Source organism: Pseudomonas sp. PB106 (assembly GCF_009764645.1).
Classification (GTDB): domain Bacteria; phylum Pseudomonadota; class Gammaproteobacteria; order Pseudomonadales; family Pseudomonadaceae; genus Aquipseudomonas.
Map to the genome: position 1 here is coordinate 68,393 of NZ_RWIM01000124.1, position 19,781 is coordinate 88,173.

Below are 19,781 nucleotides of genomic sequence, written 5' to 3' on the forward strand. Positions count from 1 at the left end.
TGCCGCTGACGGCGAAGCCCGTGAAGGCGACAAAGTGGTGAACGAAGCCATCGCACAGATCGAACGTCTGGCCAGTGAAGTCGTGCGTTCCACTGAAGCGATGAGCGTGCTGCAACAGGAAAGCGACAAGATCGGCAGCGTCATGGACGTGATCAAGGCTGTGGCCGAACAGACCAACCTGCTCGCGCTCAACGCCGCGATTGAAGCGGCCCGTGCTGGTGAAGCCGGTCGTGGTTTTGCCGTGGTCGCCGACGAAGTGCGTGGTCTGGCTCAGCGCACGCAGAAGTCCACCGAAGAAATCGAAGGCCTGGTTGCCGGTCTGCAGAACGGCACGCAGCAAGTCTCGGCGGTGATGAACAACAGCCGCGCGCTGACCGACAGCAGCGTCGCCCTGACCCGCAAGGCCGGCGCATCGCTGGAAAACATCACCCGCACGGTGTCGAACATCCAGTCGATGAACCAGCAGATCGCCGCTGCTGCCGAACAGCAGAGCGCCGTGGCCGAAGAGATCAGCCGCAGCATCATCAACGTCCGCGACGTGTCGGAACAGACAGCCGCCGCCAGCGATGAGACCGCAGCGTCCAGTGTTGAACTGGCGCGTCTGGGTGGTCAGTTGCAGCAGATGGTCAGCCACTTCCGGGTTTGATCCTGATTTCGCGCTGAAGCAAAAACCGAATCGCGGGCAAGCCCGCTCCCACGGGTTTTGAGTCGTTCACAGATTTTTGTGTTCGACTCGTTAACGGTGGGGGCGGGCTTGCCCGCGATTGCGCACATGACGACGCGACAACTTGAAACCCTGACAAATGTCAGCCCCGTCAGGCCTCCAATGGTCGTCCTACCCCCAGTTGTTTCAAGTTCCTACGCCTCTTGGCTCCCTTTCCCCTGTTCCGCGCCGACAATCCCAACCCTCTGCCATTGAAAGGGCTGACAGCCCGCTCGTTCTGCTCTTGTTAGGGTCGACTCCCACACAATAAAGAGCACAACAACATGGGCACCGAGACTCAAACTCTGCTCGACAAACTGATCCAGGCGCACAGCCCCGATGGCCAGGAGCAGCAACTGAAGGATCTTTTCAAAGGCAGTCTGAACGGCGACTCGATTTTCGACATCACTCGGCTGACCAACAGCGAACTGAAGTCAAGGCTCAACGAGGCCGCGCAAGAGAATCCAGTACTCAAGGATCTCGCCAAGCGCATCGACACCCAGAAGGTCTTGGAAAACGCCCAGAGTCTCGCTGCCCAGCTCTCTCATCTTTACCGCGAAGAACGAACCTCGGACGGTAAAGCGCAGCACAAATGGCACCCACCGGGCATACGTGCAGGGGAAGAGCAAAGCCCCACTTTTACTAACCTGTTCAAAGAGAACTGGGACGATAGCTGCAAGAGCAACTCGATCGCCGCCGTCGACTCGCCAGTGGCTTACCTTCGCGCGCTCTACTTGTTTGCCTTGCAACTGGAGTCCAGTCATTCAGAAAACAGCAAAGAAAAAGCCAGGCGCATTCGGTTGGCCAGCCGGCGCCCGGATCTGGCCACGCTGCTGATCGATCATCAAAGCACCTTCACCGCCCAGCCAATGCTGCAGATCGTCAATGAAACGCTGGACAGAAACATTCGCGCCGGGCTCGCAGGCAGCGTGGAAACATACCTGTCGACCCCTGAAGCGCTCGCTGCGCGCAAATTCCCTTTCGTCCTTCCCTACGAGTTCTTTCATCACCAGTGCATGCTCGGGCTCGAGGAAAAACGGACGACGCTGGGCGAGTTGAACTACCTGATCACTCAGCATCTTCCCTTCAGCCAGCATGAAAATTATCTGTACGGCAGCGTGCAGGGCTCGTCCCTTCATGAAGCGCAGAGAATGATGTCCGGGATCGGGCCGAAAAGGCAGGAGCTACTCTTGGACTGGCCAACCGCGAAACATCTGGCCCACATTGAAACCGATGTATCTGCCTCAGCGAATGACAAGCAAAAGGAACACTGGAAACCTTTGTACGGTGCAGTGCTGACCGCAGAACTGAGCATTGTCAGTACCTTTCTCGAGCGAACCGAACTCAACGCCGAACAACTCCAGGATCTTCTTGCCCAGGGCAAATTTGCACCACCCACTGACACTCAGACGGGGCAATCTTCCACAGCTGATGCCGCTCGATTCGTCAACGCAAGCGTTAGCAGCAGTCATCCGGTGATGATGATCGACTCGCGACAAAAGCCTGCGAGGATCATTAACGCAACCATGGAGCGGTTTGAGCGGCTGCACCGAATGATTCGTTTGCAACGATGGCTTGATATGCCCTTTGCCGATCTGGATCTGTTGATCTGCAGCGCGAGTGAGTCGCAACGGCCCAGCACTTCAGCACTGCAGATCAGCAACCATGTTGTGTGTGCGCTTGGCGTCTACCGTTATCTGCAGCGCCATTATTCGATTTCGGCTGCGGAGTTCGCTGCCCTGCTGCACCAGATTTCGACCTGCGCCCTCGGTGGCAAGCCTTCCTTGTTTGACCAGACATTCAATCCCGCCCGGTTATTCGACCAGCGCCTGGTACTCGACGGACGACGTTTTTCGCCAAACGAGGCGGATCCTGGCTCGCACTCTATTTTGCAGCACCTGAGCCACAGCCTCGGTGTACCGATGTCGGAAAGCGCGTTGTTGCATGTGGTGAAAAATACCGAGAAGCGGCTAGGTCCGCTCAAATGTGACGTGCGCACGCTCTCTTCCATTTACCGACAAACACGCATCGCCCGTTTGTTCGGCATCAGCATTGACGAATCGACGACACTGGCCAATCTGTTGGGCGGGGAACCTATCGCCAAGTGCCTGGTGACAGGTGAGACCGGTGTAACCGTCGTCCGGATGAGCGATCTTCACCACGAAAAACTCAAGATAACCTTGTGTCTGAGCGCGCCGAAATCAGCCACCGGGAACTGGCAGTTGTTGCACGGTTCAACCTTCGAAACCAGTTCGACATTTCTGTCCGATTCAACATCCGGCGAGATAATCATCCGGTATCCCAGTGAAAAATCCGCAAATGTCTTGGACATCTGTATTCGCCTGTCCGAGAAAATCGAAGCAAACACCGTCGTGTCTTTAGCCGGCAAAACACTGTCGTGCTATGGCGGCACGCTCGATGAATTGCTGCAACTGAACGCTCCGCAAATAACGCTGAGAAAGGCTGCCGCTGACGACTATCAACTTCATAGCTTCGGCAACGTCACGCAGACTCGAGGAGCTAGCGAGGCTCAGAAGCTGGACATGCTCGATGTTCTGATGCAAATGGACTGGATCACCCGCTGGATCAAAAAATCTGCCTTTGATATTCCCGGACTGAGGCATTTGCTAGAGCCCGCCAATAGCAGCGATCAAATGCTTGGGGCACTTCTTCAACACTTCACTCACCTGCAGGCTGAAATTCGCAAAGTCATCGTGACCCAGCTTGAACTGGCGGCACTTGCATTGCCGGTGGGCTTAGATTGGCGCAAGGAGTTGGCTGAAAGTCTGCTCGACGATAAAGGACTGATCAAAGACTTCGCCGCCAATGCATCTGACGACGTTGAAAAAGAGTTGCGCGCCAAACTCGAGCAGGTGTTCGCTACGGTGACCCTCGCCGAAGACCCTGCGGTCAACCAGCGATTGAAGAGCGACTGCCAGCGCAAGCTCACTGATCTGCTGATGGCGGCCCATGACCGGCAGCAGCATCTGCTGGAAAGATTTCTCCAGCAAACCTGTTCACTGGCCATGACCTGCGCCAAAGGCGTGGTGATATGGGCGCAGTCCTCGATTTACCAGGTTCTTCGCCAAGCATTGAACACACAGGACAGAGGCTCTCTCGCCGCCATCCTGGAACCGACCATTCGTCATGCCCAGGCGATCGTTCAGTTGCAAATGAGCAACAGGGCCTTGCAGGTTTTCCTGAGTCGTCCCGATTGGCTGCAGCGTGACAATCGCGCCCTGATACTGAACCTCGCGACTCTCTACCTGCTCGACCGCTTCAACCATTGCATCGTGAGCCGTCAGCATGAGGAAGAGAGCCTGCTGAACTATCTGGAACTCGCCAACACCGCCTCTTCCTCCACCGGAACCGTCAACCTGCACCTCGCCCGGATAATGGGCTGGACAGCGACGCAAGTCAGCCTGTTGACCGCGAAGCTGCCTGATTCCCGTGCCAAAACCATTGAAGACATTGATTGGATCATGCGCTGCCACGACACCTGCGCGGCGACCGGTTTGGAAGTTTCAGCCTTGCTCAATGCCACTGGCCTTCGCAACGACAGCCCTGAATCACACTGGAAAGCCGTCGGCGAGGCGGTCATGGCAACCGCAAAATAATCCCCTTCATGATCAAGGAATGAACATGAGAGCAACGATTGAAAGAAAGCTGAATGAATGCCGGCGTGATGCACAGATCGGGTTTTATCTGACGCTGATCGCTTCACGCGATTCAGAAAATGACGGCACCCAACCGCAACTGAAGACGGCCGATGACCTTTATCACTACTTGTTGCTGGATGTACTGGTCAGCCAGGAAGTTGCAACCAGCCCGGTCGCTTGCGCCATCGCCAGTCTGCAGCAATACATCACCGGTATTCTGGCGAATATGGAGCCAGGCTATCAGTCCGCGGTGATCGAACCGGATCAAGTTGAATCCTGGCGTACTGCCATGCATGACTACCAGAGTTGGGCGAGCAATGAGCGGGTGCACTATTTCCCGTCTGCGTATCTCGACCCGTCACTGCGCCAGAACCGTACCGAGAGCTTCGCGAAACTGGAGAGCGACCTCAATCAGAGCCAGTTAAGTATTGAATCCGTCGAGAACGCGGTACTGGCCTACCTCAGCAGGCTGGAAGAGTTGGCGAACCTGAAAACCGTAAATGGTTACATCGACGGGACCGACTTCACCCAAAGCACGTATTACTTCATTGCCAAGTCCCGCAATGCGGACAAGTGGTACTGGCGATCGCTCGACATGTCTCAACGGCCCTGGGTGCCCGGGTCTTTGACCCAGCAATACCATACGCCGGAACCACACGCCTGGTCGGACTGGCACTCACTCGATTTACCCGTTTCCAAAAGCACCATCGAACACACCGTGCGACCGGTTTTTTTTAACAATCGTCTCTATGTGGTCTGGGCCGAATGCGTCATTCAGGACCATCCGGTCAAAAACAGCGACTCGACCAACGCCAATAACAATCCGTTATTTCGTTTGAACATGTGTTTCAAAAAATACGATAGAACCTGGAGTCCTCCGACAACCTGCCAGCATGCTTACGCAAGTCATGCAGAGCTGCAGACGCTGAGCGTGCAACAGATACTGAATAATACGCAGGTCATTGCAGTCCATGATCAGAGTAAAGCGTCGCTGTCTATTTCGCTTTTTGTCATTGGCGCCACCTCGATAAAAGAGACTGCGGGGTTCTTGTTCTGGATGTCGGCATCATTTGATATGGACGCCGTTTCTACACAACTGACTCGCGTTGAAGGCCTGGGAAATGATGATAAAAATCTGCAGACGTTCGCCCAGCTGTATCCACCCGGCGAAAGACGCAAAATGCAATTTACGTATGTTCTCGGTTCAGAAACAACCGACGCCCCCTGTATAGAGTCTCAACGGCACGAATCGCTTGGCACCGCCGAATACCTCAACTTCGCCAACACCGCTGACGCCTCCGGCAATTCTCCAGCAAAACGCGATCCTCTCCGGCTGAACATCACCTTCGCCAGGCACCTGATCCAACTCGCCGAAACCAGCATGGACAAGTTGTTGAGTTGGAGTTCACAGCATTTGCAAGAGCCGCCTCTGGAAGGAAGCAGTGCGCCAGCAACGATGGACTTCTATGGTGCTTATGGCCGCTATTTCGTCGAACTGTTTCTGTATGTCCCTTGGCTCATAGCACACCGTTTCAACCAGGAACGGCAATACGCCAACGCAGAACGCTGGTTGCAATACCTGTTCAATCCCGCGCGTAAAAAAACAGCCGAAGGCAGTCCGGACTACTGGAACGTGGTGCCGTTGATCTCCAGCACCCCCGCGCCCGGACAACTCAGCTACGCCATTCAGGGGCCACTGGACCCGCACCGGATCGCCCTGAGTCATCCCGTGCACTTTCGCAAAGCCTTGTACATGCTTCATATCGATATATTGCTCAATCGCGGCGATGCCAGTTACCGCAAATTGACCCGGGATGATTTAACGCAAGCCAAGCTTTGGTATATCCGCGCCGCTGACTTGCTTGGACCGTGCCCTGACTTCAAGCAAACCGATGCATGGCGTCAGGTCACGCTGAAAGCATTCGGCACTGAAACCAACACGGGCCTTCGCACATTTGAAGCAAAGCTGCACGCCGAAGGCAGATATGACGCGAGCAGCGAAAGCCCACAGAAGATCCCTGACGTCTGCGTTCGTCCCTTCGCGCCGGCGCCTTCGATATTCACTATCGATACGCCGCATTTACGACTGCCTTTCAACCCCGTATTGATCTCTCACTGGGCCAAGCTGGAAAGTCGGCTGCACAATCTGCGACACAATCTCGATATCGTCGGCCGCCCCTTGAACCTTGCGCTGTTCTCAGCGGCCGATGATTCGCGCGCACCGCTGGGGAGCAACCCGCAAAAAGCGACTGATCCTGGCAACGTGAAAAATGTCACGGTGCTCATCCCTCCCTACCGATTCAGCACGATGTACACCCACGCCATGAGTGCCGTAGAGACCGTGATTCAGTTCGGTACCACGCTGCTTTCATTCATCGAGCGCAGTGAGCAGGCCCGCTATCAGGAACTTCAGCACCACCATGCCTGGGATCTCGCCAACCTGGCCGTTGATTTGCACACTCAGGCGCTGAAAATCGATCAGAAGTCACGCGAGGCATTGCTCGCCAGTAAGGCCATCGTCACCCGGCGCCGGGATTACTACAGCGCGCTGGTCGATGAAGTCATCAACCCAGAAGAAGCCCTCGCAGCCGCGTTCCATCTGAGCGGGCGAATCATCGAGGCAGGTGCGCACGCGGCGCAGGCGACAGGCCACTTGTTGAAGATTCCACCGAATATTTTCGGCCTGGCCGATGGCGGTCATCGCCTGGAAGGTGGCCCCATGGCGGCATCCTCCTTCGCCATGGGGGCGTCCGCCGCCGCTCACGGAACGGGCGAAGCACTCGAACGCGCAGCCCAGTACCGTCGTCGCTACCAGGAATGGACGCTGGCCCGCGATCAGGCCGAACTCGAAATGGCGCAAATAGACGCTCAACTGGCGCTGGAGTCCGAAAAGGCCCTGGCTTCGCAACTGCAGTTGCGCCAAACCCGGACCGCGCTGGATCAGGCCCGGACGGCTTATGATTTTTTCAGCAAGCGCTTTTCCAACTCACAGCTTTACCAATGGTTTTGCTATCAGTTGTCGGCCTTTTATTACCAGGTATATGACTCGACGCTCGCGCTTTGCCGGTTCACGGAAAACAGTTGGCGCTATGAAATGGCCGATGATTCCAGCCCCTCTCTCTTCGAACATTTGGCCTGGAATACCACCTATCGCGGCCTCGCCCCTGGAGAAAGGATAAAGCTTGCCCTGCTGAAGATGAAAAATGCCTATCTGCAGGGCAATGAACGTGAGCTGGAGATCCGCAAGACCGTGTCGCTGCGCCGCCTGAAGGTGAACGAAGACAGCCTGAAAACCCAGCCGGAATCGATCAATAAATCCTGGGACGACATCAAGTCCTTGTCTCCTGAAGCCGCACCGATTGCGGGGATCAAGTCCAAACTCGTCAAAAACGGGTCCTGTGAGTTCGAGCTGACTCAGCAGTTGTTCGACAGCGACTACCCGGGTCACTGCCTGCGCCGGATCAAAAGTATCAGCGTATCGCTGCCCGCCGTCGTCGGCCCCTATGAAGATATTCGCGCCACACTGACCCAGCTCAGCAGCGAAGTGGTCATGCCCGGCGACGGCAAGACCGTTTTGAAACAGCTGCGATTGAATCAGCAGATCGCGCTTTCCACCGGCGTCGATGACAACGGTCTGTTCACCCTGAGTTTTCAGGACGAACGTTACCTGCCATTCGAGTACACGGGCGCGGTGTCGAAGTGGAAATTGTCGTTCCCCAATCATGCTTCGCAAAAAAGCATGCTCGAATCGCTCACCGACGTCATCGTGCATGTGCGCTACACCGCCAGAGACGGGAGGCTTGAGCAATGAGCCAGGACACGTCACTGCCGGCACCTTCACAAACCTTGCCCAAGGGCGGCGGAGCAATCAGATACATCGACGTAGACATCGGCACGGTGGGCTGCAGCGGTGCCGCCACCTGCGAAATTGCTTTGCCCATCTCGAAGGGTCGCAATTATGTCCCTGCCCTCGCGTTGCAATACAACTCCAGCCGAGGCAATGGAACATTCGGTCTGGGCTGGCATTTGTCTTTACCGTCCATATCGCGCCAGACAAGTCAGGGCATCCCGGCCTATAACGATGACGACCTGTTCATCGAGCCCGACGGCACAGTGTTGCTCCCCGACCGCGACCCAGAAAACGGCGCCCTGATAACCTCCCGCAAACCCTACAACGAAGACAAGCAACTGCCCGCTCATACCGTGGTGCGTTATCGCCCACGGGTCGAGCGCGCGTTTGACCGCATCGAACATTGGGCAGCTGATGACTCGGTCGGGTTCTGGCGGGTGTGGAGCGCCGACGGCACTCAACATGTGTACGGCAAGTCACCGTCGGCACGGCGGGTAGACCCCGAACATCCTGATCGGGTCGCTGAGTGGCTGCTTGAAGAAAGCATGAACGCCCATGGCGAACATATCGTTTACGAATACGCCACGAATACCGACCCAGCGGATACTCAGCGTTACTTGAGCCATGTGCGTTATGGAAACGCCACCGCCTCCTCACGTTTATATTCATTCACCGGGCAGGACAATGCCCCGCCGAGCTGGCATTTCATCCTGTGTTTCGATTACGGCGAACGCACCACGACACTCGGAGAAATACCGGACTTCAAGAGCGGCGCATCAGCGAGCGAGCGCCCCGACCCCTTCTCGGATTTTCGCTTTGGCTTCGAACTGCGCACCCGACGACTTTGCCGACAGATACTGATGTTTCACTGCTTTCCCGATGATGCGCAAATGGGTAAAAAACCGGTTCTGGTCCGGCGTACGCTTTTGCAGTACGAGACGTCTGCCCTGGCCTGCAGTCTATTGAGCGCCGCGTTCAATCAGGCCTACGGTGGCCAAGGCAGGATTGATGACCTGCCGCCGCTGGAGTTCTCCTATTCGCGGTTCGATCTGAGCGCCGCCGCAACACGTTGCACGCCCTTCGTAGCGTTGAACAGCGTGGGCAATCAGCAGCCCTTGCAGTTCGTCGACCTATTGGGCGAGGGGCTGCCCGGCGTGCTTCAGCGAGCTGAAAAAGCCTGGCAGTACCACGCACCGACCCGACACCAGCACGGCGGCGATCGCGTGGACTATGTCGTCCAGGCTTTGCCAGGTATCCCGCTTGCCGACGCCACCAAACCAGTGCGGCAGTTCCTCGCCAACCTTACCGGCAACAGTCGACCGGACTGGTTGACGCTCCAACCGGGCGTCAGTGGGTTTTTCACCCTTGATGCTGCTGGCAACTGGTCTGGGTTTACGCCATTCGCGGCATTCCCCGACGAGTTTTTCCAGCCGGGTTCACAATTGGCCAACCTGATGGGGGCTGGCCTGAATGATCTGGTGATGATCGGCCCGCGCAGTGTGAGGCTGTATGCCAACCAACGAAAAACCGGCTTCCGGCCAGCCATTGAAGTGGCGCGTCTGCCCGATGACGATGACTTGCCGGGCGCGGCCCCATCACCCGGTGAACTGGTGGCTTTCAGCGATGTTCTGGGCAGTGGCCAGCAGCATCTGGTGCGTATTCGTCACAACGAAGTGAAGTGTTGGCCGAATCTGGGACGCGGCCGTTTCGGTAAAGGGCGGGTCATTGCTCAACTCGATTTCGACTACGAGTACTTCGACGCCGCCAACATCCTGCTGGCGGATCTTGACGGAAGCGGGGCCACCGACCTGATTTATCTGCAAGCCGACGGCGCAACAATCTTGATGAACCGTTTCGGCAATGGATTGGCACCAGCGATCCGGGTCCCTTGGCCTGACGGCCTGCATTTTGATCGTTTCTGCCGTGTAGAGGCAGCCGACCTGCAGGGATCTGGCTGCTCCAGCCTGGTGATCGATGCACCGGGCAGCGAGAAGCGCTACTGGCGCTATGACTTTGTCGCCAGCAAGCCCTATCTGCTTGGTGAAACCGATAACAACATGGGCGCCATCAACAGCATTCACTATCGCAGTTCCGCCCAGGAATGGCTGGATGAGAAACAGGAACGGCGAGAGAGAAAACAAGCCACCGCCTGCCAGCTTCCATTCCCGCTACCGGTCATCAAACGACAAATCCTGCACGATGAAATCAGCGGCAACCGGATGACCCGGCAATGGACGTATCGGCGCGGATTTTATGACCCCAAAGAGCACGAGTTTCGTGGGTTCGGTCTGCTTGAACAAACCGACAGCCTGGATAGCCCGTCCAGCCTGTACAACCCTCACACACCACCGATGCTGCGCAAGACCTGGTATCACACGGGTGACGCCATCGACCCGGCGATCACCGACCCAATCTGGGTCGACAACCACGCGATCGCCTTGAAACCTGCGATTCAAAAAATCGGAAGAAGCTGGTCGCCCCGCTCGCGCAAACGCGACCTGACCCTCATCAACCTGAAGAAACGCCAGCGTGAGATGGCCATTGCCTTGACCGGAAATGTATTGCGCGAAGAAATCTATGGTCGGGATTTTTCACCTCGGTCAAACGTTCCCTACTCGGTGCAAACCTATCGCTATCAGCTCAACGAGCTACGTGGAATCGGTAAGCACAGTGTCTGTTCGATCATCCATCCGGTTCTGGCCGAGTCCCTGCGCCTGGACTACGAGCGAATCGCCGACGACCCGCAATGCAGCCAGACACTCAATCTGCAATGGGATGACTTCGGAGTCATCACTCACGCCGTGCAGATCCGCTACGCACGACGCAAGCAAGCCAGCGACAAGAACCCCTTCACCACTGATTGGGAACAGCAGTGCTGGGTTGACGCTCATGATGATGAACAACAGTTTTACTTCGTGCAGGAAGACAGGCAACTGCCTATCCATCACGACACGGAGCAAACCCGGCGCCTGGGATTGCCCTACCTGCAATGCTCCCATGCGTTGAAACTGCCGAAATCCCCTCTGCCTGATGGTCTGGCTCCCGCTGACATCCACCATGACAACCTGCTGGAGCTGATCGGATCCGCGCGCTGGAAAGCCTTGCGGGTCATGACCAGCCTGTCTTTGCTGCGCTACCGAAAAGCTGACGACAGCAGCCCATTGGACGATGGCCATGCGAGCGTCGAAGCGCTGGTGGATCATGTGGAAATCGCCGAAATAAATGACGTGGCGCTCAAGGCGTTCGACGCTCTCGGTTCCACGTTTCCCGCGATCAATATTGCACAACGACTGAAGGCCAGTGGTCACGAAAAAATGACCGTTGCGCCAGCACCGGCAGACACTTTGGGCATTCCCTCCGGTCTCTGGTCGGTGCGACGCAATTACAGCACTTACTACGGGTCGGACGCTTTTTTCAAACCCCGCACATTCCAGGCAAGCGGGCAGCACGGGGCGACCACGATCACTTACGATGCCAGCCATTGCCTGGTCTCCTCGATGACCCTGCCCGACCTGTGCACAACCCGAACCAGCGCGATTGACTATCGAACCCTTGCCGCCACCCGATTGATCGATCCCAACGGGATTGTCCGCGAAACACGTTACGACGGTTTTGGACAGGTGTTCCTGACGAGTCATTACAAAAACGCCAGCGGCTTCAAACCCCTCGCACTTTACAAAGCACTCCCCGACGTCTCACCGGCCACCGCGATCAACGCTGCAAAGAAGGCCCTGCAAAACGCTGCCAGCGCGTTTTTTCACGCCCCCCTCAGCTGGATGGGACAGGTGGAATCCGGCGGCACGGTTCAGGAAAAGGCATGGCGTGATCAAGCCATCGCCTCAAGCGAATTGCTCCCTGGCGGTTTCATTCGCGCCAGCACGCGCAAACGTTACCAACACCTGATAGCCCAAACACCCTACGAGCGTTATCTCAAACACGTTATCGGCAGCGCCGTGCGTGACCCTGTGCACAGTGCAGCGCTACACGCCGATCGCTCCGCCGACGATAGCGCGCAGCAGATCCGCATCAGCATCGCCAGTCAGGACGGCTATGGCAGGCCGTTGCAAAGCAAGCTGAAAACCGGCGCGCGCTGGCGCGTCAGTGCGCCGATCGAGTACGACAACAAAGGATTGGTCATCCGCGTATTCCGGCCCTGGTTCAGTGACGATTACCGCTACAGCAAAGACGCAACAACGCGGCATTCGGGTTTATGCGACCAGCAACTTTACGACCCTACCGGTCGCTTGATCCGCGTCATCAATGCCAGTGGCCATGAACGCCGCTACAGCTACCACCCCTGGTACACCCTCAGTGAGGACGAGAACGACACCCAAGCGGATGACCTGAACGACAACACGCTGTCGTCTGATCCTGGAGACGAATCATGAGCAATATTCATCGCCATACGCCAACCCTGGATGTCATCGACAGCCGCGGCATGCGGGTTCGCCAGGTCAAGTATCTGCGCAATGCTCCACTTCAATCCTCACAGGCATGCATCACCCGCAGTCTTTACGACGTCGGCCTGCAATCCATCAAGCATTACGCCCTTTTCGATAAAGACGGCGCTGCGAGCACCGCGGACGGCAAGCAGATCAACAGCCTGTCCGGCGCTGTATTGTTGACCCAAAGCACCGATGCCGGCTGGACTGTAAACCTGCTCGGTGAAGCGGGTCAGCCGGTGGAGCGATGGGATGGGCGTGGCACCCACTGGCAATTCGAATACGACAACCAACTGCGTGCAACAGGCGTCTTTGAGCAGCAAGGCGCCGGTGAACGGCTGGCAGTGGAACGCTTTGAATATGCTTTCAATAGCCCCGACCATGCGCAACACAATCAGTGTGGCCGGCTGATTCGGCACAACGATACCGCTGGCTGCCGGACGTTGGCCGGTCATGACCTGAACGGCCATCTGACCGGTGAAACACGGCGCTTTCTGAAACAGCAGCCTGCCGTGGGCTGGCCAGAAGCCGAGGAGCAGCAGGACGAACTGCTGGAAAGCGGCGCAGGCTTTACAACCTCTTGGGAGTACGCGTGGACGGGCGAGTTGCTGAAGCAAAAAGACGCTCGCGGGAATGCTCAACATCGAACGTACGATGAGGCGGGTCAGTTGAAACGCATCACCCTGGAAATGCCCGATGTACGCGAACACAAGGTCGTGCTCGACCAGATCGTCTACAACGAACAGGGTCAGATCACATCGCAACAACTGGGCGGCAAAATCACCCATCAGACAACCTACCTGCCTGCCAATGGCCGCGTGCGAGATCGCAAGATTTCCCGGGCAGACGAGCGGACATTTCAATCCATGCGATTGGACTACGATCCGGTCGGCAATCTGCTGAGCGTGACTGATCGCAGCAAAACCGCAAAGCACAACGCCAACCAACGCGTGCTTCCCGTCAGCACTTATCAATACGACAGTCTGTATCAACTGATCGAGGCCACGGGCCGCGAAGAAGCCAACGCTGGTGTCAGAGTCAGGCTTCCAACCTGGTTGCCACACGCGCTGGACCCAAGCCGCCTGCTCAACTTCACCCAGCAATACAGTTATGACAACCGTGGCAACCTCATCAAGTTGCAGCATCGACGCGAGGGCAATAGTTACACTCGCGAAATGCACGTCGCCGCCGGCAGTAATCGAGCCCTTCGTCGAAAGCCGGGAGGCACTATTCCAGATCATGCCGAAGGCTTCGATGCCAACGGCAATCAGTTGACGCTGTCTACGGGTCAGCCAATGGAGTGGAACAACCGTAATCAGTTGCAACGGATTGCGTTGATCGAGCGAGCTACAGCCGACGCAGACGAGGAAACCTACCTTTACGATGCCAACGGGCAACGGCTACGCAAACGCCAGACACATGCCGCGCGGGCAACCACTCACCTTCACCAAGTGCTCTACCTGCCCGGATTGGAAATTCGTACCAATGCCAAAGAAAACCTCGACGTCATCAATATCGATGCAGGGGACTGCCAGGCAAGGTGCATGGTCTGGACACGAGGGCGTCCCGACGGGGTCATCGATAAAGCTTTGCGCTACACCTTCGACGATCACGCCGCCTCCACCACACTGGAGTTCGATGCCAACGCAAAACTGGTCAGCGAGGAAGGTTACTACCCGTTTGGCAACACGGCCTGGCGGGCGGCACGCAACAAGATAGAGGCACGCTGCAGAACTGTTCGCTACTCCGGAAAAGAGCGTGATGCCAGTGGGTTGTACTACTACGGTTCGCGCTATTACGCGCCGTGGCTGCAACGATGGGTCAGTGCGGATCCTGCAGGGTGGGTCGATGGATTCAATCTTTACGGATTCGTCGCCAACAACCCACTCAAATACAAGGATCGCCGTGGGCTCATGAAATACGAGATCGAACCATTCAGCAGTCAGCCCAGTGTCGCCGCCCCCGCCATCACACGGTCGGCAGCCAGTCATCAGTCGTCCAGCGCCTATCTGGACGTGAGCGTTCTGGAAGATTACAGACTGGCCTACGACGTGATCTGGACCACACGCTCGCTTCTCTCTCATGGGCCGGGCAATCAGATCGGTGCCATCTCCAACAGCCTGGAACGTTCCGATCAACTGTCCCGTGCACTGCGTGGCAACATCGCACCCTCCCCGCAATCACGCGCGCAACACGCCGTCGCTGCCGCAACAGGTCTGTGCGATGAATTCGCGGCTGTCAGTGCCAGCCTGCTCTCATCATCGGCCCGCAACGCCTCGCTGTCCCCCGTGCACCTTTCAGGCTTCCCGGGACATAGCTTCACGTTGCTCGGCGACCCGATGAATGATCCGTTGGTGATTGATCCCTGGGTGACCTTTGCGATGCCACACCGGCTCTCGGAGAGCAGGTACGCACCGATTACCTCACGTTTAAACGTTAGCCCCCGCATGCCTCAGGACCCTGCTTATGCCATGCCCATTGCCAATGTCGCCGCGCTGGCGCCGCTCTACGGGCAGCAACCAGCGCAAAATCCCACGTTTATTGTCGACCTGTTCGCGCAAAGCTTAGCAACCGGCAACCCAAGTACTGGGGTATGGAATCAGATGACGTCTCAGCAGCAGTCGATGGATGTCCATTTCAGCGATGGCAATACCTTCTACAATTTCGCCGAAGTCCCTCAAAATCAATTCAACCAGATCCGGCTTGAGACGCAGCTCGCCAACGATCTTGCCAATCTGTTTCCTCCCAACTATTTCAGGCGATTCTGATCAGCTCTGCCGGCCCACGCCCCTGCCTGACACCAGGCAGGGGCGTGGTGGGGTAGTCGGTGGCAGGGGACGCGACCACTCCGCGTTCGATCTTCATGGAAGTGAGGTTGCGCCCCAACCAGCACATTCTCGCTTCGACACCTGGCAACCCTCCGAACGGTTCCCTCAACGCGTACCGCGCAAGTCAAACGTCGCGCAAGCGTCAGCCATTTACTTTAGTCGGGGTTTCAAATTAACTTTCAGGCTATTCGCCCGCCCTCGCCGCCGTTGATCAAAGGAAAGGGATCATGCAATCGCTCGGCTTCACTTCGGTTCCGCCGTTGCTCAAATACCTGCGCCACGCCGAACAACTGGGCATGGCCATCGAGCCCGCATTGGCGGCGGCGGGTTTGCAGGCGCAGCAGTTGAGCGATAACACCCTGCGCTTGCCCGGTGAGGCCCACGAACGGCTGCTGGATTATTTCTGCGAGCACTCGGGCGATCCGCTGTTCGGGCTCAACGCGGCGAATTTCGTCCTGCCCAATTCGTGGAGCGTGCTCGGTTACATCACCATGAACTGCGCGACGTTGGGCGATGCGATGAGCCGGATCATGCCGTTCGAAAAACTGGTCGGCGACATGGGCGTCAGCCGCGTCGAAGTGCTGGACGGTCACGTGCATCTGATCTGGACTTGCCGTTATCAGCGCCCACGAATTCGTCGGCATCTGGTGGAAAACGTCCTCGGCTCATGGTTGCAATACGCGCGCTGGATCGCCGATACGCAGATGTCGCCGGCCGCTGTCTGGTTCGAACATTCCTGCCCGGCCGAGGCGGCACTGGCGCAATACGAGGCATTTTTCGATTGCCCGGTGTCGTTTGATCAGCCCTATTCGGCGCTGATTGTGCCGCTGGCGTATTTGCAGTTGCCGCTGCGCCAAGCCGATGCACAGTTGCTGCGGACGCTGGAAGAACATGCGCTGGGGTTGATGGCGACGCTGGAGGATGCGTCGCTGGAGCAGCAGGTGAAAAACATCCTGCGCCAGCTGCTCAAGCAAGGCTTGCCGCGCAAGGAACAAGTGGCCGAACAGATCGCTGTTTCAGTGCGAACGTTGCAGCGGCAATTACATCAGGCGGGAACGTCATATCAGCAGATTCTCGATGACTTGCGTCAGGAACTGGCTGAGCATTATTTGCTCAACAGCACGCTGCCGATTCAGGACATTGCGCAGTATCTGGGGTTTACCGACCCGAGGTCGTTTCACCGCACCTTCAAGAGCCGACGCGGAATGCCGCCGGGGGAGTTTCGGCAGAGGCATCGGGGGTGAATGTTCCGGCCTCTTCGCTGGCAAGCCAGCTCCCACAGGTTCAGTGGTGATCACAAATTTCATGCACGACACAAAACACTGTGGGAGCTGGCTTGCCAGCGATGGCGGTATGACATTCAACACCTGCGTTGGCTGAAGTAGCGCTTTCGCTTCACCTCAGAGGCTGATCGCGTTGGTAAACACCAACCGATTGCCAAACGGATCGGCAATCGTCATGTCCTGACTGCCCCACGGCATCGCTTGGATCTGCGGGTGCGAAAACTTGTAGTCCTTGGCGATCAACTGCTGCTGAAACGCTTCCAGCTCATCGGTCTCGATACGCAACGCCGAACCCGGGCTCGCATCGCCGTGATGCTCGGACAAATGCAACACGCACTCGCCTCGCGACACCTGCAGATACAACGGAAAATTCGCCTCGAAGCGATGCTGCCAGTCGATTTTGAAACCGAGGAAGTCGACGTAAAACTCGACAGCCTTGGCTTCATCGAAGATCCGCAGGATCGGAGTGGTTTTGCCGAAGCTCATGGGGTGCTCCCTGACTGATTGGCCCCACAGTGTAGCCGGGGTGGATGTCAGGAATTCGGCTTGATGTTGGCTTTCTTTAATCGCAGAGTGCCACTATGAGATATGGATCAAAAGATCGCAGCCTTCGGCAGCTCCTACATTGGAATGCGATCTCCTGTAGGAGCTGCCGCAGGCTGCGATCTTCTGGCGTCATTAAAATCAATGAAACCCTTTGCGCAAATCTCCTTCCCGCGCCAAAAACCGTCCTTCCCTACGCCCGCTCGCCTGACCATCGCGATAACTCAACACGCCGTTGATCCATACGCCATCAATCCCTTGCGCGGCGCGTTGCGGATCAGTGAAATCCGCCACATCACGCACGGTCGCCGGATCGAACAACACCAGATCCGCCCAGTAGCCTTCACGAATCTCGCCTCTTTCCTTCAAGCCGAATCGCGCCGCCGACAGGCCGGTCATTTTGTGCACCGCGGTGTGCAGCGGAAACAGGCCGACGTCACGACTGAAATGTCCCAGCACCCGTGGGAAAGCACCCCACAGGCGGGGATGCGGGAACGGGTCTTCCGGCAGTCCGTCAGAGCCGACCATCGAAAGAGGATGCGCGAGAATTCTTCGTACATCGGCCTCGTCCATGCCGTAGTACACCGCGCCCGCCGGTTGCAGACGTTTGGCGGCATCAAGTAACGGCAGATTCCATTCGGCGGCGATGTCGATCAGGTCACGGCCGCTGACTTCCGGGTGCGGCGTCGACCAGGTGATGGTGATGCGATGGGCGTCAGTGACTTGCTTGAGATCCAGCGTCGAAGAACTCGCCGCGTACGGGTAGCAATCGCAGCCGACTGGGTGAGTCTTCGCGGCTTCTTCCAACGATGCGAGCAGCTCGGGACTGCGCCCCCAGTTACCCACGCCGGCGCATTTGAGGTGGGAAATGATCACTGGCGATTTCGCATGTCGACCGATTTGAAAAGCTTCATCCATCGCTTCCAGAACCGGGGCGAATTCGCTACGCAAATGCGTGGTGTACACCGCGCCGAATGCCGTCAGTTCTTCGGTCAGTTGCATGACTTCATCGGTGGAGGCGCTGTAGGCGCTGGCGTAGGCCAGACCTGTGGATAAACCCAACGCGCCCGCCTCCAGGCTTTCCCGCAGTTGCTCGCGCATCGCGGCGATTTCGTTCGGCGTGGCGGTGCGGAACAGGTCGTCCAGATGATTGCTGCGCAGCGCCGTGTGGCCGATCAGGGCCGCCACGTTCAGCGTGGTATTCGCTGCTTCCACCGCCGCACGGTAATCGCTGAATCGCGGATAAACGAAGGCCGCCGCCGTGCCGAGCAGGTTCATCGGATCCGGCGGATTGCCCTTCAATTTCACGGGAGAGGCGCTGATCCCGCAGTTGCCGACAATCACCGTGGTCACGCCTTGGCTGAGCTTGGGCAGCATCTGCGGCTGACGGATCACCACGGTGTCGTCGTGGGTGTGCACGTCAATGAAACCCGGCGCCAACACACGCCCGGCGGCGTCAATTTCTTCGGTTGCCGTGGCATCGTGCAAGTCGCCGATGCGCTCGATGCGGCCATTGCGAACCGCCACGTCGGCCTTGTAACCGGGCGTATTGCTGCCGTCGATGATCAGGGCATTGCGAATCAGGATGTCGTACAGCATGTCAGTCTCCCAGCGGCAGGTGATCGTCGCCGCCACGGTATTCGTCGAGGGCGAGTTTGATCCGCCGCAGACGTTCTTGATTGTCTTCAGGATTGGCCAGCGCCAGCTCAGTCGCGAGTACGTCGATGGCCAGCAGCATGCCGTAGCGCGCCGCCGTTGGTTTGTAGATGAACGAGGTTTCGGCGCCTTGCAGCGGTAGGACGATGTCGGCCAGCTCCGCCAGCGGCGAGTCGGCGCGGGTGATGGCGAGAATGCGTGCGCCGTAATTGCGCGCCAGTTCGACGGTCTCGAGCAGTTCCGGTGTGATGCCGGTCAGTGAGCAGACGATGAGCACCTGCTCGGCGCTCAGGCTGGCGGCGGTGACGCGCATCATCACCGCGTCATGACACACCGCAATCGGGTAGCCGAGGCGGACCAGGCGCACCTGCAATTCGTCGCTGCACAAGGTCGAGCAACCGCCCATGCCGAAGGCGTGAATCATCCGCGCCTGGCCGAGCAATTTCACCGCATCGGCAAAGCGTGATTCGTCGAATCCGGCCAGATGCTGGCGCAATGTGGTTTCGATGTCGCCGACGATCTGCCCGTAAAAGGCCGACTGTTCAGGCGTGCCCGCCGGATCGAGAAAACGGCTGCCAACACCGCTGGCCTGGGCCAGTTGCAGGCGCAGATCACGCAAGTCGCGGCAACCAACCGTGCGGGCGAAACGCGACAGCGTGGCGGTGCTGACTTCGGCCCGTTGCGCCAGATCTTCGAGACTGGCGCTCGCGGCAAAACCGACGTCGTCGAGCATCAGCCGGGCAATCCGGCCTTCGCCGGCGCTGAAGGAATCCTGGCGGGCGCGGATCTGGTAGAGGATGTCCATGGGCGGTGGGCT

The 19,781-nt window shown here is 57.6% G+C and carries 8 protein-coding genes and 1 pseudogene; 6 read left to right on the forward strand and 3 right to left on the reverse strand.

The features are described 5' to 3' along the window. Positions 1–49 precede the first annotated feature (49 nt). From EJA71_RS27860 to EJA71_RS17075, 6 genes and pseudogenes are all read left to right on the forward strand, one after another. Positions 50–646 (forward strand): annotated as a pseudogene (locus EJA71_RS27860) (methyl-accepting chemotaxis protein); the annotation flags it as partial. A 341-nt stretch (positions 647–987) separates the two neighbouring features. After that, positions 988–4,320, forward strand: coding sequence for a Tc toxin subunit A (locus EJA71_RS17055; RefSeq protein ID WP_158958656.1), 3,333 nt, complete (start codon positions 988–990; stop codon positions 4,318–4,320). Positions 4,321–4,345: 25 nt separating this feature from the next. After that, complete coding sequence (locus tag EJA71_RS17060; protein WP_158958658.1) at positions 4,346–8,173, forward strand: neuraminidase-like domain-containing protein; 3,828 nt, start codon at positions 4,346–4,348, stop codon at positions 8,171–8,173. Then, on the forward strand, positions 8,170–12,600 hold the full coding sequence (locus EJA71_RS17065; RefSeq protein WP_158958660.1) for a SpvB/TcaC N-terminal domain-containing protein: 4,431 nt from the start codon (positions 8,170–8,172) through the stop codon (positions 12,598–12,600). Before EJA71_RS17060 ends, EJA71_RS17065 begins: the two co-directional genes overlap by 4 nt. Beyond that, entirely contained in the window at positions 12,597–15,422 is a 2,826-nt protein-coding gene (locus EJA71_RS17070) for an RHS repeat domain-containing protein (protein WP_158958662.1), read from the forward strand. Before EJA71_RS17065 ends, EJA71_RS17070 begins: the two co-directional genes overlap by 4 nt. A 287-nt stretch (positions 15,423–15,709) precedes the next feature. Beyond that, entirely contained in the window at positions 15,710–16,726 is a 1,017-nt protein-coding gene (locus tag EJA71_RS17075) for an AraC family transcriptional regulator (protein WP_158958664.1), read from the forward strand. A 156-nt stretch (positions 16,727–16,882) separates the two neighbouring features. Here EJA71_RS17075 and EJA71_RS17080 read toward each other — a convergent pair whose 3' ends face one another. From EJA71_RS17080 to EJA71_RS17090, 3 genes are all read right to left on the reverse strand, one after another. Then, a complete protein-coding gene (locus EJA71_RS17080) occupies positions 16,883–17,251 on the reverse strand; it encodes a glyoxalase superfamily protein (RefSeq protein WP_126359889.1) in 369 nt (122 codons plus the stop codon). Positions 17,252–17,449: 198 nt separating this feature from the next. Beyond that, on the reverse strand, positions 17,450–18,907 hold the full coding sequence (locus EJA71_RS17085) for an amidohydrolase family protein (protein WP_158958666.1): 1,458 nt from the start codon (positions 18,905–18,907) through the stop codon (positions 17,450–17,452). A gap of 1 nt (position 18,908) precedes the next feature. Then, positions 18,909–19,769: a MurR/RpiR family transcriptional regulator gene (locus tag EJA71_RS17090; protein WP_158958668.1), complete on the reverse strand. Its 861-nt coding sequence runs from the start codon at positions 19,767–19,769 to the stop codon at positions 18,909–18,911. Between the last annotated feature and the right edge of the window lie 12 nt (positions 19,770–19,781).

Coding starts and splice junctions, on each gene's coding strand:
- EJA71_RS17055 (WP_158958656.1), top strand. CDS start 988: ATGGGCACCGAGACTCAAACTCTGCTCGACAAACTGATCCAGGCGCAC.
- EJA71_RS17060 (WP_158958658.1), top strand. CDS start 4,346: ATGAGAGCAACGATTGAAAGAAAGCTGAATGAATGCCGGCGTGATGCA.
- EJA71_RS17065 (WP_158958660.1), top strand. CDS start 8,170: ATGAGCCAGGACACGTCACTGCCGGCACCTTCACAAACCTTGCCCAAG.
- EJA71_RS17070 (WP_158958662.1), top strand. CDS start 12,597: ATGAGCAATATTCATCGCCATACGCCAACCCTGGATGTCATCGACAGC.
- EJA71_RS17075 (WP_158958664.1), top strand. CDS start 15,710: ATGCAATCGCTCGGCTTCACTTCGGTTCCGCCGTTGCTCAAATACCTG.
- EJA71_RS17080 (WP_126359889.1), bottom strand. CDS start 17,251: ATGAGCTTCGGCAAAACCACTCCGATCCTGCGGATCTTCGATGAAGCC.
- EJA71_RS17085 (WP_158958666.1), bottom strand. CDS start 18,907: ATGCTGTACGACATCCTGATTCGCAATGCCCTGATCATCGACGGCAGC.
- EJA71_RS17090 (WP_158958668.1), bottom strand. CDS start 19,769: ATGGACATCCTCTACCAGATCCGCGCCCGCCAGGATTCCTTCAGCGCC.